Source organism: Ruegeria sp. AO1 (assembly GCF_056535985.1).
Genome location: NZ_JBQFJC010000002.1, coordinates 622713 through 638944, shown reverse-complemented (window position 1 = coordinate 638944; position 16232 = coordinate 622713). Strand labels below are relative to the sequence as shown.

Genomic DNA, 16232 nt, shown 5'->3' with positions numbered 1-16232 from the left:
CATGATTGAATTCGGTTCGACTTCCGCGATCCCCGTAACGATCCTTACCGGCTTTCTAGGAGCCGGTAAGACAACGCTTTTGAACCGCATCCTGACCGGCAACCACGGTCTGCGGGTTGCGGTTCTTGTGAATGACTTTGGATCCATAAACGTCGATGCCGACTTGGTGGTGGGCCTCGAAGACGATGTGATGAGTTTAGCGAATGGCTGCGTGTGCTGCTCGATCCGAGATGACTTGATCGAAACGGTAGAAGCAGTTCTCGCCCGGCCTGAAAAACCGGAATACATCGTCCTCGAAGCAAGTGGAGTGTCGGATCCATCGTCAATCGCGATGACATTCACAGATCAAAAGTTTCGGGACATGATCCGCTTGGACAGCCTTATGTGTCTTGTCGATGCGGAACAACTATTTGCCGCGCCGGAACAAATGGAACTGAAGCTCCGTCAAATTGCGTTCTCGGACATGGTTATTTTGAACAAGGTTGATCTTGTTGACAGGGCTACAGTTCAGAAGGTGCACGATTGGCTTGGCTCTCGCTTCCGTCGCTATCGTTTGGTCGAAGCTGTCAATGCAAACGTCCCTCTGGACATACTTCTTTCAGTCGGCCGCTTTGCCTCAGAACAACTAGAAACAGAAGTACCTGACCATCATGAACATGGCCCCGGCTGCGGCTGTCACCACGCTACTCATTCAGACAGCTTTTCGACAACCATGATGAAAGCGGAACGCCCGATAAGCCTCTCTTCTCTCCGAAGCGCTATTCGGACGCTTCCCGGTGATGTCTATCGCCTCAAGGGTTTTGTCTTCAGTGAGGAAGATCCGGATCATCGCATTCTTGTCCAGGTCGTCGGCAAACGCATGGACATCGCGCGAGATGAAGTGTGGGGTGAGCGTAAACCCGAAACCAGGCTTGTCGCGATTGGTGCACCAGGAGCCCTTTCAGAGCACACTCTTTCAGATACGCTACTTGAGACTGTATAGTGGCCAAATCGGCCGAACCTGGTCTTGTGCGTCTTTAGTGAGCTCAGATGCTTCGGTTTCTGGTCCAATGAATCCAGTGGAGTATTTGGTATGCTAATCGTTCTGGCGCTGTATTTTGGCCTGGCATGGCTGGTGTTTTCAAAACTTCGCCTGCTGCCGTGGAACGCGGTTTCAAAGACTTTCATCTATGGCGGTGGTGTCGTGATTGCATTGGTGGTTATCGGCGCGCTGAACCACACGACACCAAGCGGGACGGTTTCGGTCCAAGGTGCAGTGATCAGCATTGCCCCAAATGTTGCTGGACCAGTGACAGAAGTCGCAGCAGAGCCCAATGAGTTGGTATCAAAGGGGGATGTTCTTTTCCGGATAGATGATACGGAATTCGCCGCTGAGGTCGCTCGACTTGAAGCGTCGTTGGCCTCCGCCCAATCTGAGGCAGATCAGCTGGGTCACGACCTTGAGGCGGCTGAGGCTGACATTGCCTCACTGTCCGCGCAACTGGATTTTGGCGTGGCGCGTCGCGATGACATTATCCGTCTCACCGAACGGGGAGCGTCCACTGAGTTCCAGCTTCAGGAAGCCGTTTCAACGATAGAGCAACTTGAGGCGGGCTTGCGCGCCGCAAACGCGCGGAAGGCGGGTCTTGAAAGGCGTATTGCCGCCCAAGTGGATGGGGTCGATGTTGGCGTTGCCGAGGTAGAGAATTTGTTGATCCAAGCGCAGTGGGCATTGGAGCAAACAGTTGTACGCGCACCTGCAGATGGCATGGTCACAGGCTTGACCCTGCGCCCTGGGAACCGGGTATCGACTCTACAAGGCGCAATCAATTTTGTTGTACCGGGCGACAGGGTTCTGGTTGCGACACTTCCTTTGAGTAGTCTGCAAAACATATCCATTGGCGATACTATTCGTGTTGCCCTGCGCAGTATGCCTGGAGCGGAGTTTGTTACCACGATTTCGGACATACCACCCGCTACCAGCGAAGGGGCGTTGGATGCCAGAAGTGGGCTTCCTTCACTGCGTGAGTTGATTGGCGCGGCGGACTTCATTGTTGTTGCAGAAATCCCGGGTGATCTGAGTGCAAAGGTGACCAAATTGGGTGCATCAGGTACAGGCTTGGTTATCACCGAGGAAGCAGGCGCAATTTCGGTGTTGGCAGAAATTTTATTCTGGGTCACCAAGAAACTGAATTACCTTTGATTTAACTGAATTGCGCAAGGAACGACCTATGTCGCTACCTGCAAAATCATACTTTTGCTTTGAGCTTCACTAACTGAGCCGTTCGCACCTCTGGACTTGCTGAGCTCACTTTTGAAAGTCTGCTTTAGCCTTAGTAAGACCATTTATTGCTCAGCATCCGTTGACAATTTATCCCGCTTTGTCGTTATCTGCACGTTTGAAATGCTGCGCCGTGTCGGGGGTCCGGACGGAGCCTATTTCGACCAATGCGGTCCGTTCAACGAAGGTCAGCTTGACGAGGCTAAGCGCCAATCGTTTGCCCGACGAAACTTGAACATAGGCGCGAAGCCAGCCTCATGCTATTTTTAAGAAGGATTCGTAGGACGGGAAGCTGTTGGATCGCCAGCACTCAAAAGAGATTGACCGTGTCTTAAGCGGGTTCGATACGGGGCGGGACCGACTTGTCGCGGATAGCTGGCAGCGATGTGTTGAAACCTACGGTATGGATCCCTCACGACAGGAACCCGCGCACATCCTCCCTGACACCAAATTCCGAGAACACCTGGAACAATCCGAACGTCTGATCGCAACCGCGCGTTCGGGGCTGCAATCGCTGTTTGCGCAGGTGGCAGGGCAGAACTACGTCCTGCTGCTTGCGGATGCAGATGGCGTCTGCGTCGATTTCTTTGGCGACCGGAACTTCGAGGACGAGCTCAAAACTGCGGGTCTTCATCTAGGTTTCAAGTGGACGGAAGAGTTGGCAGGAACGAACGGAGTGGGGTCGTGTATCGTTACGGGTCAGCCGGTGACGATCCATCAGAGTGATCATTTTTCTATCACGCATACGCCGCTGTCTTGCACGGCAGCGCCTATTTTTGACACCAAAGGAGCTCTTGCGGCTGTTCTGGATGTGTCATTGTTGCGTGGACCCTCACCAAAGGCGTCGCAAAATCTGGCCATGACATTGGTGACGAACTCCGCCCGTCGCGTCGAGATGGCAAACCTGATGGCATCGACGCGGCGTGATTGGGTCCTGCGCTTTTCAGCCAGCCCTGAATTTCTTGAGGTCGATCCCGAAGCGGCGGTTGCAGTGGACGGAGGCGGCAAGATCATCGGTATGACCTCGGGGGCCCGACGTGCGCTGGACCCGGACGGTTCGGGTCACCTGATCGGGTCGCAATTGCAGGAGTGGCTTGAAATCAGTGTTGATGACATGCCCGAGTTCATGCGCGGCAGACCGTCCGAAGACCGCGTTCTACACCTCAAGGATGGGCGCGCGCTCTATGGTCATGCCGTTGCTCCACAGACGCCGCAGATGACGGCAGCTCTGCGCAAACGGGAAAAGGTTCTGCCTGGTGCCCTTGGGAGCTTTGCAGGGCCGGATGCGGGCCTTCAGCAACTTTTGAACAAAGCTGCGCGTCTTGCGCCGACCAATCTGCCGCTTTTGCTGACCGGTGAAAGCGGGACGGGCAAGACCAAGCTGGCGCGCGCGATCCATATGGCTGATCCTGCGACACAGGATTTCCACACCGTGATCTGTTGCGACACGCCAACATTCAATTTCTGCCATGGTATCGAACCCAGCACACTGTTTCTGCGCGGCGTTGAAGACCTGAGCGAGCCTGCGCAGGCCTCTCTTTTGGCAGTGCTTGAGCGGCGGGCTGATCTGAGGATCATCGCCTCATGCCGGCAGCCCCCGGCGGGATTACAGGGCGGTCTGCGCGAAGATCTGCTGCACCGGATTGTGGGGGCCACATTGTCTCTGCCGCCTTTGCGCCACCGTGCGGATCTGGATTGGTTGCTTGATCGTCTGCTTCGACGATTTGCCAGCCATGACATTCGCCTGTCGACCGCTGCCCGCGCCGACCTGAAGTCACGGTTGTGGCGCGGCAATATTCGTGAACTGGAACATCTGCTGCAAAGTTCTGTCGCCCTGTGTCAGGATAACATCATCGACTTAACGGATTTGCCCGCCCCGGCACTAGCCCCTACGCAAAAGCAGGACTCAGATGATCTGGAAGCACTTCTGCGTGCTTGTGATTGGAACATGTCCCAACTGGCAAGGCGCCTTGGTGTGAACCGATCGACGATCCTGCGCCGTATGCGAAAAGCCGGGCTTAGACCGCCCGCTTAAACGCATATGTACCCGTGTTGCGCCCTTGTTGCGCGCGCAACAAGCAATGGCGTTTTTGGACTGAACTAAGTGCTGAGGCATCAAATCCGCTTGCCCGAAGGGTCGCGGATTTGCCAGCCTTCTGCTCCGTGGAGATAGGGAGGATGACATGCTCGACACAACACTCTCGGATCAGGTTCAGGGGTTTCTGGATGACTTCGGTGCGGCTTTGTCCCAAGGCGATATCGATGCCGCCTGCGATATGTTCCAGGACGATTGCTATTGGCGCGATCTGGTAAGCTTTACCTGGAATATTAAAACGGTCGAGGGCAAGGCGCAGTTAGCAGATATGCTCGCGCATCAGTTGGCCACAACCAAGCCGAGTGGTTGGAAAATAGCCGAAGGTGAAGTTCCAACTGAAGACGGCGGAATAACCACCGCATGGATCGAGTTCGAAACCGAAGTGGCACGCGGCTACGGGTTGATCCGCCTCAAGGATGGCAAGATTTGGACGTTGCTGACCACTATGGTCGAGCTGAAAGGTCATGAAGAGCCCAAAGGGTTCAACCGTCCACTTGGGGCCAAGCATGGTGCGGGGAAACACAGGACCACATGGGCAGAAGAACGGGCGCAAGAGGAGGCTAATCTGGGTTACGAAACGCAGCCCTACTGCGTTATCATCGGCGGCGGTCAGGGTGGGATCGCCATGGGCGCGCGGCTGCGTCAGCTGAGTGTACAGACGATCATTGTCGAACGGAATGACCGGCCGGGCGACAGTTGGCGCAATCGCTACAAATCCCTCTGCCTGCATGATCCGGTCTGGTACGATCATCTTCCTTACATCAAGTTCCCGGAAAACTGGCCCGTGTTCTCGCCCAAGGACAAGATCGGTGACTGGCTTGAGATGTACACCAAGGTGATGGAGCTGAACTATTGGACGCGCACGACGGCCAAATCCGCCACGTTCGATGAAGACAAGGGCGAATGGATCATCACTGTCGACCGGGACGGTGAAGAGGTTGTACTGCGGCCCAAACAACTGATCATGGCGACGGGGATGTCCGGCAAGAAACGCATGCCCGATTTTCCGGGTATGGATGTTTTCAAAGGCGAACAGGTGCATTCGTCGGAACATGAAGGTCCTGACAAATGGGCCGGTAAAAAGGTCGTTGTGGTGGGGTCCAACAACTCGGCCCACGACATCTGCGCCGCGCTCTGGGAAAACGATGCCGATGTGACCATGGTGCAGCGGTCCTCAACCCATATTGTCCGCTCTGACACCCTCATGGAAATCGGACTGGGCGATCTCTATTCTGAACGTGCGGTGCAGTCTGGCATGACGACCGAAAAGGCCGATCTGATCTTTGCTTCGCTGCCCTATCGCATTCTTCATGAATTCCAGATTCCAGCCTATGCCGCGATGAAAGAACAGGACAAAGCGTTCTATGACGGGTTGGAAAAGGCCGGGTTCTGGCTGGATTGGGGCGATGATGACAGCGGGCTGTTTATGAAATACCTGCGTCGCGGATCGGGCTACTACATCGATATAGGGGCCAGCCAGTTGATCATTGATGGCGAGATCAAGCTGAAACGGGGTCAGGTCACCGCGCTTGATGAAACCGGAGTTATCCTTGATGACGGCACGCATCTGGATGCCGATCTGGTGGTCTATGCGACGGGGTATAATTCGATGAACGGCTGGGTGGCGGACCTGATGGGTCAGGAAATGGCGGATCGGCTTGGGAAATGCTGGGGTCTGGGCTCTGACACAACCAAGGACCCGGGGCCTTGGGAAGGCGAGCAACGCAATATGTGGAAGCCGACACAGGTTCCAAACCTCTGGATGCATGGTGGAAACCTGCATCAGTCCCGGCATTATTCACAGTTCCTGTCGCTGCAAATAAAGGCCCGGATGGAGGGTATCCCGACGCCGGTCTACGGCCTTCAAGATGTGCATCACCTCAGTTAATGCGTGCGCCACAACCAAGAAGTGGACTTTCAATTTACCCGATTGAAAGTCTGCTTTATCCGTTCTGTCGGTCTCCGAATGTAACCCAACTTTGCGCTTGTAGCGAATGGCTAGTTCGACGGCCACATCGCTGCCCGTGCTACCCAACCGTTCAGCGTCGTTTGATCGACCGACACGCCGCGCTCTGCCATGATCTCTTCCAGATCCCGATATGAAACGCCGTATCTGACATAGAAAAACACGGCGAACAGGAAAACGTCCTTCGGATAATACGTACCCATGAAGGAGAACGTGAGAAGACTTCCAGCTGAATAATGTTATTTGCGAATCAGGTGCCAACTCCGTGAAGGTCAATCGGCAAAAGTTTGCAACAGATCCTTCCATCGAAGCCAATGAAAAGCCGTCAATTGAAAGAAGTGTGCTTCTCGCCTAAAGCTTTCGAATGCCGTGGACTGTCAGTGTGCTGACCAGATCAGCGTAGTCTTCACGTGCCTTGGTTCCGGCTCCTGTATTCCACATGTAATACCAGTTCAGCATGCCGAAGACTGACATTGTAGCGCCGCGCAGCTTGGTCTTGTCATCACCCAACGTCTCTGGAGACAACTCCTTTAGGATATTGTTAATGAAGTTGACCATATCACGCTGGTACTCACGCAGTTTCTTTTGCTGGTCGTCGGCGAGGGCGTTCATACCGCTGATCTGAACCCGGTGCTCGTCATCAGCACCTTGATAGGCGAACAAGATTTCGCGGACAGCCTTTCGAAGTTTCTCTTCAGGCTCAAGCCCTTCGAAATCAACGTTGCAAATGCGGTCACGTAAATCCCGAAGATAGGTCTCAAGGATGTCATACAAGATGGCATCCTTACTGTCGTAATAATGGTATATGTTCGCCTTGGAGATCCCGCACTCTTTTGCCAACAGGGTCATTGAGGCGCGGTCGAACCCCTGGTCCGCAAAGATTTTCGCAGCTCTTTTGAGTATCTGTTCCCGCTTCTGGTCGTGGTCTTTGGCGATTGTCCTGGCCACGGCTTATTCCTTATCGCGGTTGTCGATGACGCGCTTCGCCTTGCCCTGAGAGCGTTCGACGTCGCCCGGATCACCTACAACAATTTCCGTTGAAACGCCAACAACGTCCTTAATACGCTTAGTAAGCATTCGGGCTGCGGCAGTCTTTGACATCTCGTCGGTCGAGTCTGCTGATGCTTCGACAAACACCCGCATCGCGTCCATTCGGCCGGATTTGTAAAGTTCGATCTGATAGTAGGGGGCCAGACCGCCTGTCGCCATGACCTGTTCTTCGATCTGGCTGGGGAAAACATTCACGCCCCTTAGGATCATCATGTCGTCACTGCGGCCGGTAATCTTTGCCATCCGGCGCATCGAACGCGCGGTTCCGGGCAACAGGCAGGTTAGATCGCGCGTGCGGTAGCGGATCATTGGCAAACCTTCTTTGGTCAAAGTGGTGAACACCAACTCGCCGGTTTCGCCGTCGGGCAGTACTTCGCCTGTGGCCGGGTCAATGATCTCTGGTAGGAAGTGATCCTCCCAGATCACGGGACCATCTTTTGTTTCGACGCACTCGCTCGCGACGCCGGGGCCCATGATTTCAGACAGGCCGTAGATATCGACCGCGTGCATGTCGAATGCAGATTCAACCTCCGTTCGCATTGCATCTGTCCAAGGCTCTGCTCCGAAAATGCCGACCTTGAGAGAGCTTTTTCTGGGGTCGAGCCCGGATTTGTGGAACTGTTCAAGGATGTTGAGCATGTATGACGGCGTCACCATGATCCCGTCGGGCTGAAAATCATTTATCAAGCCGACCTGTTTCTCGGTCTGCCCGCCGCTCATGGGGACAACGGTTGCACCCAAACGTTCGATCCCGTAGTGGGCGCCCAGGCCGCCGGTGAAAAGGCCGTAGCCATAGGCGTTGTGGACCAAATCGCCCTTACGCAAACCTGCCGCCCGCAACGACCGCGCACCCAAATCTGCCCAGTTGTCGATATCAGCTTTGGTATAGCCAACCACAGTTGGTTTGCCGGTTGTCCCGGAAGACGCGTGCAGTCGAATAATCTCACTGCGTGGGACCGCGAAAAGGCCGAAAGGGTAGTTGTCGCGCAGATCGTTTTTATACGTGAACGGGAACTTCGAAATATCCGAAAGCTGTTGCAAATCATCCGGATGGACACCCGCCTCATCAAAGCGCTGTTTGTACATCGCCACGTTTTCGTAGGCATGTCGGACCGACCATTTGAGGCGTTCAAGCTGTGTCGCACGGATTTCGTCGATCGATGCGATTTCGATCGGGTCCAATTCAGCTTTGTTGGGGGACAGGGCGTCCATTGCGTTGCTCCTCCAGCGTATTTCTATTCGACAAAATTCTGACCACCAACCGCGCGGGACATGCCCCGGAATTCGGCGACAGTCATGCCATCTTGATTTGTGATGCGTACGTCATAGACGCCGCTACGACCTGCGACAGCGGTTTCTGTCGCGGTTGCGGTCAGGCGGTCTCCCAGGCGGCCAGGTGCGAGATAGCTCATCATTGTATGCTGGCCGACGGTCGCGACGTTGCGACTGTTGCAGGCAAAGGCAAAGGCGCTGTCTGCCAGGGCATGGGTGACGCCGCCGTGGCATATGCCATGGCCGTTGCAGTGATGAGTTGCGACGGTCAGTGCCAGAATAGCGCGGCCTTCGTCGACGTTAACGAGTTCCATGCCGAACCATTTGCTGGCCTCATCATTGGCCCACATAGCAGCGGCAGATTTAGCGGCGCGTTCTTGCGGGGTCATCGTCATTTGCCCTGAAAACTTGGCGCGCGTTTTTCGAGGAAGCTGGACACGCCTTCGGCATAGTCCGCACTTTCCCCGCAGATCTTCATAGCGTCCGCTTCAATTTCAAGATGATCAGAAAGAGTGGTGGTCGCCGCGGTCTGAATGCACTGCTTTGTCTTACCCAGCCCAACGGTCGGACCGTTGGCAAATTGGTTTGCCAATGCGCGACTTTCGGTCATCAACTGATCATCGGGCAGGGCTTTCCAGATCAGGCCCCAGTCTTCAGCTTGTTTTGCTGGTAAAGGTTGTGCCGTAAGCGCCAGTCCTTTTGCTCTGGCCTCTCCCAATAGGCGGGGCAGGTGCCAACTGCCGCCAGTATCAGGGATCAGACCGACCTTGGCAAAACTCTGAATGAACTTGGCGCTTTCACCGGCCAAAACCATGTCACAGGCCAGTGCCAGATTTGCCCCGGCTCCGGCAGCAACACCGTTCACAGCACAAATAACCGGGAAGTTCAGCGACCGGATCAATCGCACTAAAGGCGCATAAAAGGTCCGCACGGTTTTGCTCAGATCAGGCGGGCCGTCCATTTTCGATGGATCGCGGTCACCAAGATCCTGTCCGGCGCAAAATCCGCGACCTGCACCGGTCAAAAGGACGGCGCGCGCGCCGTTGTCTCGGGCGGATTTCAGCGCGTCTTGCAGCGCGTAATGCATCTCATCATTGAATGAGTTCAGTTTGTCGGGACGATTCAGTGTAATCTCAACCCAGGTCCCGTGATCTTCTACAAGAATCGTATCGCTCATGACTGCTCTGCCAGATGTCGTTTCATTTTTATCATTGCATTAACCGAACGGTTGGTCAATATATAAACAAGACTCGAATCCAGAGCGCTTGAAGGGCACACCCATGTCTCAGACCTCACTTGTGAATGTTGAACTCAAAGGCGATGTCGCCTGGGTCACCATTGACAACCCGCCGGTCAATGCGACCTCGCAAGCGGTCCGGCAGGGGCTTGCAGATGCTGTGGATGCGGTCAAAGGCGCGCGGGTGGCCGTGTTGCGATGCGCTGGCCGGACTTTCGTCGCGGGCGGGGACATGTCCGAATTCGACAAGCCGCCGGTCGAGCCGCATTTGCCCGATGTCGTCCAAATGATCGAAGACAGCGATGTCCCTTTCGTCGCCTGTATGCACGGGAATGTTCTGGGTGGGGGACTCGAAATTGCGATGGCCTGCGCATGGCGGATTGCAGCGCCCGAAACGGGATTTGGTCTGCCAGAGGTCAATGTTGGATTGATCCCCGGCGCCGGCGGCACGCAACGTCTGCCACGCCTTGTGGGGATGGAAGCGGCAATCGATCTGGCCTGCACAGGCAAAGTGCGGAAGGCCGAGGAGATGCAGCAGCTTGGGGCCGTCGATTTGGTGGCCGACGATCTTGAAGCGGCGGTCGAGAGTTTTGTGGCCGATCTGCCCGACCGTCCTGTGCCTGTCAGCCAACGTATTCTCGCTGATTTTGCGCCGGATCTGATCGAGACCTCTCGGGCATCGCTGAAAAAGCGTGCCAAGGGGCAGCAGTCGCCGTTGGAGAACCTGACCGCGTTAACCTGGTCCCAGAAGCCGTTTTCCGAAGCACAGCCGATGGAGCGGACGCGCCATCTGGTGCTTCGCCAAACTGCGGAAAGCCGCGCGCTGCGTCATGCGTTCTTTGCGGAACGCAGCGTATCAAAGCCCTCTCTGATCAAGGATGCCCAACTGCGTGATATCAGCCGTATTGCTGTTGTGGGTGGCGGCTTGATGGGCGCCGGGATCGCAACGGCCGCTCTGACGGCTGGCCTGTCTGTAACGTTGATCGAGCGCGACTCCGAGGCCGCATTGGCAGCCCATGATCGGGTTGAAGGCCTGTTGAAGGGTGCGGTCAAACGCGGAAAGATGACTGAGACGCAATGCCTGACTTGCCTGTCCCGATTTCGCGCCGTTGACAGCTATGCCGAAGCAGCCGACGCGGAATTGGCGATAGAAGCCGTGTTCGAGGACCTATCGGTCAAACAGCAGGTCTTTGCTAAATTGGCCAAGAACATGGACGCCAACGCAATTCTTGCCACCAATACATCTTATCTGGACCCTGCTGAAATCTTCTCGGGCATCGAAAACCAGACACGGTGCATCGGGCTACATTTCTTCAGCCCGGCCCATGTCATGAAACTGCTTGAGATCGTGCACACCCCCCGAACCGCCCCAGAGGTGGTGGCCACAGGGTTTGCTCTGGGCAAGAAACTGCGCAAGGTCTCGGTGCTGTCAGGCGTTTGCGACGGGTTCATTGGCAACCGCATGTTGGCCGCTTATCGGCGCGCAGCAGATTATCTGCTGGCAGACGGGGCACTACCCCATGAAATTGATCTGGCGATGCGGGATTTCGGGATGCCGATGGGGCCCTACGAGCTGCAGGATCTTACCGGGTTGCAAATCGCCTGGGCAAACCGAAAACGCAACGCTGCCACGCGCGACCCGAACGAACGCTATGTCACCATTGCCGACCAGCTATGTGAGATGGAGCGGTTTGGGCGGCGATCCGGCAAAGGCTGGTACCTGTACGAAGAAGGAAATCGCAAACCGATCCGCGACCCCGAGGTTGAAGCTTTGATCGAAGGGTATTCCACAGCGCAGGGCATTACCCGCCGGACCTTTACGGCCGAGGATATATCGTCTCGCCTTCTGGCGGTCATGGCGAATGAGGGCGCTTTGATCATCCAAGAAGGGATCGCCGAAAACGCAGAAGCCGTCGATATGGTTCAGATCCACGGCTATGGTTTCCCGCGTTGGCGAGGGGGGCCAATGAACTATCGCAAGGAAATCGGCAGTAACGTGTCCCAGTCGGTTATGCTGACTGTGGCTAAGGAAAGTCCGGCGTCTTGGGTCATCGCGGCCCAAACTATAGCGCTTTAAAAGTGTTGATGGTTACAAAAGCAACCATTAACGCATTCAGAATGCATGTTTCACAGGGAGGAGATAGAACATGAAACTCAGCAACTTGAGCACCTTGCTGGCTTCGGCGGCACTTGCCATTTCGGGTACCGTTGCGATGGCGGCAGACTATACGCTGACTATTTCCAGCTGGGCGCCGCCGACCCATGGCATCAACGCCAAGATGTGGCCGAAATTCGTCGAAATGGTTGAAGAAGCCACCGATGGCCAAGTCACCGCCGAACTGAAACTTGGCATCGCACCACCGCCGGCTCAGATGGACCTGATCATGGATGGGGCGGCGGATGCCTCGATCATTTTCCACGGCTACCAGCCCGGCCGTTTTGTCACCACCAAGATGATCGAACTGCCCGGATATGAAGGCTCGGCCGAAGCCGCATCGGTGGCCTATTGGCGCGCCTATGACAAGCACCTGAAGGCGGCCGACGAACATCGCGGCGTCAAGGTGATCGCGCTGCATACGCACGGACCAGCCCAATTGCATTCCAGCAGCCCTGTTACCACGCTGGACGAGGTGTCAGGCCTCAAGGTTCGCATCCCCGGAGGTGTTGGTGGCGATGTCGGTACAGCGCTGGGCGCAACCGGTATCCAGGTGCCTGCTCCGAAAGTGTACGAAACGCTGGCTTCGAAAGCAGCCGATGGCGTCGTGATGCCATTTGAATCCCGCAAGGGCTTCAAGCTGACCGAAGTGGCTCAGAACGTTTACGAAGTTCCGGGCGGCCTGTATCGCGGTTCTTTCGCCTTCATCATGAACGAAGACACATTTGCCGATCTGCCTGCCGAGCTGCAGCAAGCGCTGGAACAGCAAGTCTTTGGCGAGCCGCTGAGCCGTGAAATCGGTAAAATCTGGGACGAAATTGATGCCATCGGGCGCGAAGCCACCGAAGGCACAGACGGCAATGCGATCAACACCGCATCTGTGGAAGACCTGGAAAAGTTTAACGCTATTGCTGTCGATGTCCGCGCCAAGGTCATTGACGAAGTCAACGGCGCCGGGGTCGATGCTCAGGCCGCGTATGACATGATCGTCAGTGAAATGGCCGCGCAATAACGCGAGCTGGTTGGCGGTCTCGCACCGCCAGCCGTTTCGACCGGGCGGGAATTCCTCATGCAATCTCTGGTATCCTTCGCGCGCCGCATCAGTGTTTTTCCGACAGTGATGGCCTGTGTGGCGCTGTTTATCCTCATGGTTATGACGTTTTGCGACGTCATTCTTCGGTCCATGTTTAACGCGCCGATCGAAGCGGCGACCGAGTTGACGCGTATTCTGATGGCGATCCTTGTATTCTCGGTGCTGCCGATGATTTCGGCTGGAAAGGGTCAGATTGCAGTCGACCTGACAGACGGGTTGTTTGCGCGACTGCGCCTAAGCCGCGCCCGGGATGCGATTGTCTATCTGGTCTCGGGCATCATGCTCTTCTGGCCGATACAGCGGGTCTGGATCCTTGCCGAACGGGCGCGGGACTACGGTGACGTGACCGAGTACCTGTCCATCCCCGTTTTCTACGTCGGCTGGTTCATTGCCGCGTCCACAGCGATCACCGCCGTCGCGATGATCACGACCGGCCTTCTGCACATCTTCGCCCCCCATACTTTGTCGGAGCACCCTCAATGACTGCCGCACTGATCGGCTTTGGCCTTGTTCTTGTTCTCGTGCTTCTGCGCCTGCCGATTGTCTTTGCAATGGGTCTCGTCGGAACGCTGGGTTTTGCGTATGAACGCGGAGGCAGCATTCTGTCCGAACGCGGCTTGAAAGCAGCAATGTCGATGGTGGGTCGTCAGATCACCGATACGGCTCAGGACTACGGCCTTTCGGTTATTCCGCTGTTCATCCTGATGGGTTTGTTCGTGAACAAAGGTGGGCTGGCGCGCGAACTTTACGCCGTATCAAACGCGTTTCTTGGCCATTTCAAAGGCGGGATTGCAATGGCTACGGTTGCGGCCTGTGGTGGGTTCTCGGCCATCTGTGGTTCGTCCCTGGCAACGGCGGCAACGATGTCCAAGGTCGCCATGCCGGAAATGCGCCGCTATCGCTATTCGGACGAGCTGTCGACCGCCTCGATTGCGGCTGGCGGTACGCTGGGTATTCTGATCCCACCTTCGGTGATTCTTGTTATCTATGGCCTGTTGACCGAGACATCCATCGGCAAACTGTTTGTGGCCGGTATCATTCCCGGCGTGCTTGGCATCCTTCTGTATCTGTTTGCAGTCCGCTGGACCGTCTGGCGCAAACCCGAATCCGGACCCGCAGGAGAAAAACACGGCTGGGGCGAAAAACTGACAGCGTTACGGTCGGTTTGGGCGGTGTTGCTGTTGTTCTTTCTTGTCATTGGCGGGCTTTACGGCGCGTTTGATTTCCACCCACTGAACCTGACCTTCAGCCCGACCGAAGCCGCCGGCATGGGCGCCATGGGGGCGTTTCTGATCGCCTTGTCCCGCGGTGGGTTGACTCTGAGTTCGACCTTCGAGGTGTTGAAAGAAACAACTTACACCGCTGCCGCCCTGTTCTCGGTCCTGATCGGGGCTCAAATCTTTTCGAACTTCATCAACCTCGCTGGCCTGCCCGAGGCGCTGATTGGTTTGGTCACGGCTTATGACGTGGAACCGTTCGTGGTGATCCTGATGATCCTGGGCATCTACATCATCTTGGGCTGCGTGTTTGAATCCCTGTCGATGCTCTTGCTAACTGTGCCGATCTTTTTCCCGCTGGTGACGTCGCTGGGCTATGATCCGATCTGGTTTGGAATCGTGGTTGTTGTCGTGACCGAGATCAGCCTGATCACCCCGCCGGTTGGTCTGAACGTATTCATCCTGAAAGGGGTGGTCGGGGACGTTTCGACCGCAACGATTTTCAGGGGTGTTACTCCATTTTGGGTCGCCGACATTTTCCGTCTGGCCCTGATCGTTCTGGTGCCCTGGCTGGTACTGGTGCTGCCCGAACATATGGGGGCGATGGGTCACTGATGTTTTCCCTGACGGCGCTTCCCGACGGGTTTCACGAGGACCCTTATCCAGCCTATGCCGCGCTGCGCGAGGATATGCCGGTTTGCCCCCAGTCCGACGGCTCGGTGATCCTGTCGCGATACGAGGATCTGGATCTAGTCTATCGGGATACGACGAGGTTTATCTCGGACAAAAAGGCGGTGTTTGGGCCCAAATACGGGGTCGACAGCCCCCTATACGAACACCACACCACAAGTCTGGTGTTCAACGATCCGCCCCTGCACACCCGCGTCCGCAAGGTGATGGTCGGAGCGATGAACCCGCGTGCCTTGGCGCAGATGGAGCCGGGATTGATCCAACTCGTCGACAGTTTGCTGGATCAGATGCAAGCCAAAGGCACAGTCGAGTTGATCGAGGATTTTGCCGGGGCGATCCCCATCGAAGTGATCGGCAACCTGTTGGGCATTCCCAGGTCCGAACGCGAACCACTTCGGGACTGGTCTCTGGCTATTCTTGGGGCTTTGGAACCACAATTGACGCCTGAGCAGGAAGAGTGGGGCAATCGCGCCGTCTCCGAGTTCAAAGACTTTCTGCGCCATATTATCGAAGATCGAAAAGCCAACCCGGGCAATCCGGAAACGGATGTTCTGACACGGCTGATGCAAGACGATGCGGATGGAGGCCTGACCGACGTCGAACTGTATCAGAACTGTATTTTCATCCTGAATGCCGGGCACGAGACCACGACAAATCTGATCGGCAACGCTCTGGACCTGCTTGATCGGCACCGGGATAAACGCCCGGAATTGCTGAACAATCCCGATCTGATTTCCACAGCAGTGGACGAATTTTTACGCCTGGAAAGCCCAAACCAGTTTGGCAATCGCCTGACTACCGACGATGTGACACTCCATGGTTATACCATCCCGGCAGGCACGGATGTTCACCTGTGTATCGGTGCTGCCAACCGCGACCCGAGGCAGTTTGACCGGCCCGACGACATGCTGCTGGACCGCCGCCCGAACAAGCACCACGCCTTTGCCGGTGGCCCGCACACCTGCGTCGGTCTGACTCTGGCCCGGATGGAGGGCAAGATTGCGGTCAGTCGGTTATTAAACCGCTTTCCCAACTATCAGGTCACAGAGGGCGCAAAGCGTGGTGGGCGAATTCGCTTTCGCGGGTTCGCCCAGCTTCCTGCAAAGGTTTGACGTGACCGAACAAGAAAATGAATCGGCCTTTTTATTGACCGACCGTACGGTAAATATTATAGCTACCATAACCGCGCGCTTAGGG

The 16232-nt window shown here is 55.9% G+C and carries 13 protein-coding genes and 1 pseudogene; 9 read left to right on the top strand and 5 right to left on the bottom strand.

Annotation, left to right across the window (positions count from 1 at the left end; translation table 11 throughout):
• Position 1: 1 nt before the first annotated feature.
• The 4 genes from ACR3FB_RS21075 (at position 2) to ACR3FB_RS21060 (ending at position 6243) form a co-directional block, all read left to right on the top strand.
• On the top strand, positions 2–982 hold the full coding sequence (locus ACR3FB_RS21075; RefSeq protein WP_480565111.1) for a CobW family GTP-binding protein: 981 nt from the start codon (positions 2–4) through the stop codon (positions 980–982).
• Positions 983–1006: 24 nt separating this feature from the next.
• Positions 1007–2182 (top strand): HlyD family secretion protein, encoded by a 1176-nt coding sequence (locus ACR3FB_RS21070; protein WP_480565108.1) that lies wholly within the window; start codon positions 1007–1009, stop codon positions 2180–2182.
• A 373-nt stretch (positions 2183–2555) separates the two neighbouring features.
• The gene (locus tag ACR3FB_RS21065; RefSeq protein WP_480565105.1) at positions 2556–4295 is read left to right on the top strand and encodes a sigma-54-dependent Fis family transcriptional regulator; all 1740 of its coding nucleotides are present in this window, start codon (positions 2556–2558) and stop codon (positions 4293–4295) included.
• A gap of 148 nt (positions 4296–4443) precedes the next feature.
• Positions 4444–6243, top strand: coding sequence for an NAD(P)-binding domain-containing protein (locus tag ACR3FB_RS21060; protein WP_480565102.1), 1800 nt, complete (start codon positions 4444–4446; stop codon positions 6241–6243).
• Between the two features lie 128 nt (positions 6244–6371).
• On the opposite strand, the pseudogene ACR3FB_RS21055 reads toward ACR3FB_RS21060, so the two are convergent.
• From ACR3FB_RS21055 to paaG, 5 genes and pseudogenes are all read right to left on the bottom strand, one after another.
• Positions 6372–6524, bottom strand: a pseudogene (locus tag ACR3FB_RS21055) (IS6 family transposase); the annotation flags it as partial.
• Between the two features lie 148 nt (positions 6525–6672).
• On the bottom strand, positions 6673–7269 hold the full coding sequence (locus ACR3FB_RS21050; RefSeq protein WP_425084724.1) for a TetR/AcrR family transcriptional regulator: 597 nt from the start codon (positions 7267–7269) through the stop codon (positions 6673–6675).
• Between the two features lie 3 nt (positions 7270–7272).
• Positions 7273–8583, bottom strand: coding sequence for a phenylacetate--CoA ligase PaaK (paaK, locus tag ACR3FB_RS21045; RefSeq protein ID WP_170375277.1), 1311 nt, complete (start codon positions 8581–8583; stop codon positions 7273–7275).
• Between the two features lie 23 nt (positions 8584–8606).
• Positions 8607–9032 (bottom strand): hydroxyphenylacetyl-CoA thioesterase PaaI, encoded by a 426-nt coding sequence (paaI, locus tag ACR3FB_RS21040; protein WP_425084725.1) that lies wholly within the window; start codon positions 9030–9032, stop codon positions 8607–8609.
• A 2-nt stretch (positions 9033–9034) separates the two neighbouring features.
• A complete protein-coding gene (gene paaG / locus ACR3FB_RS21035; protein ID WP_480565098.1) occupies positions 9035–9820 on the bottom strand; it encodes a 2-(1,2-epoxy-1,2-dihydrophenyl)acetyl-CoA isomerase PaaG in 786 nt (261 codons plus the stop codon).
• A 103-nt stretch (positions 9821–9923) separates the two neighbouring features.
• On the opposite strand from paaG, the gene ACR3FB_RS21030 reads away from it, so the two are divergent.
• The 5 genes from ACR3FB_RS21030 (at position 9924) to ACR3FB_RS21010 (ending at position 16147) form a co-directional block, all read left to right on the top strand.
• Positions 9924–11957: an FAD-dependent oxidoreductase gene (locus ACR3FB_RS21030; RefSeq protein WP_480565095.1), complete on the top strand. Its 2034-nt coding sequence runs from the start codon at positions 9924–9926 to the stop codon at positions 11955–11957.
• A 70-nt stretch (positions 11958–12027) separates the two neighbouring features.
• Entirely contained in the window at positions 12028–13047 is a 1020-nt protein-coding gene (locus ACR3FB_RS21025; RefSeq protein WP_480565092.1) for a TRAP transporter substrate-binding protein, read from the top strand.
• Positions 13048–13104: 57 nt separating this feature from the next.
• Positions 13105–13611 carry a TRAP transporter small permease gene (locus ACR3FB_RS21020; protein WP_480565089.1) on the top strand — a complete coding sequence of 169 codons (507 nt, stop codon included), beginning with the start codon at positions 13105–13107 and terminating at the stop codon, positions 13609–13611.
• Positions 13608–14960 carry a TRAP transporter large permease gene (locus ACR3FB_RS21015; RefSeq protein ID WP_480565086.1) on the top strand — a complete coding sequence of 451 codons (1353 nt, stop codon included), beginning with the start codon at positions 13608–13610 and terminating at the stop codon, positions 14958–14960. Before ACR3FB_RS21020 ends, ACR3FB_RS21015 begins: the two co-directional genes overlap by 4 nt.
• Positions 14960–16147, top strand: a complete 1188-nt coding sequence (locus ACR3FB_RS21010) for a cytochrome P450 (RefSeq protein WP_480565083.1) — start codon at positions 14960–14962, stop codon at positions 16145–16147. Before ACR3FB_RS21015 ends, ACR3FB_RS21010 begins: the two co-directional genes overlap by 1 nt.
• Positions 16148–16232 lie beyond the last annotated feature (85 nt).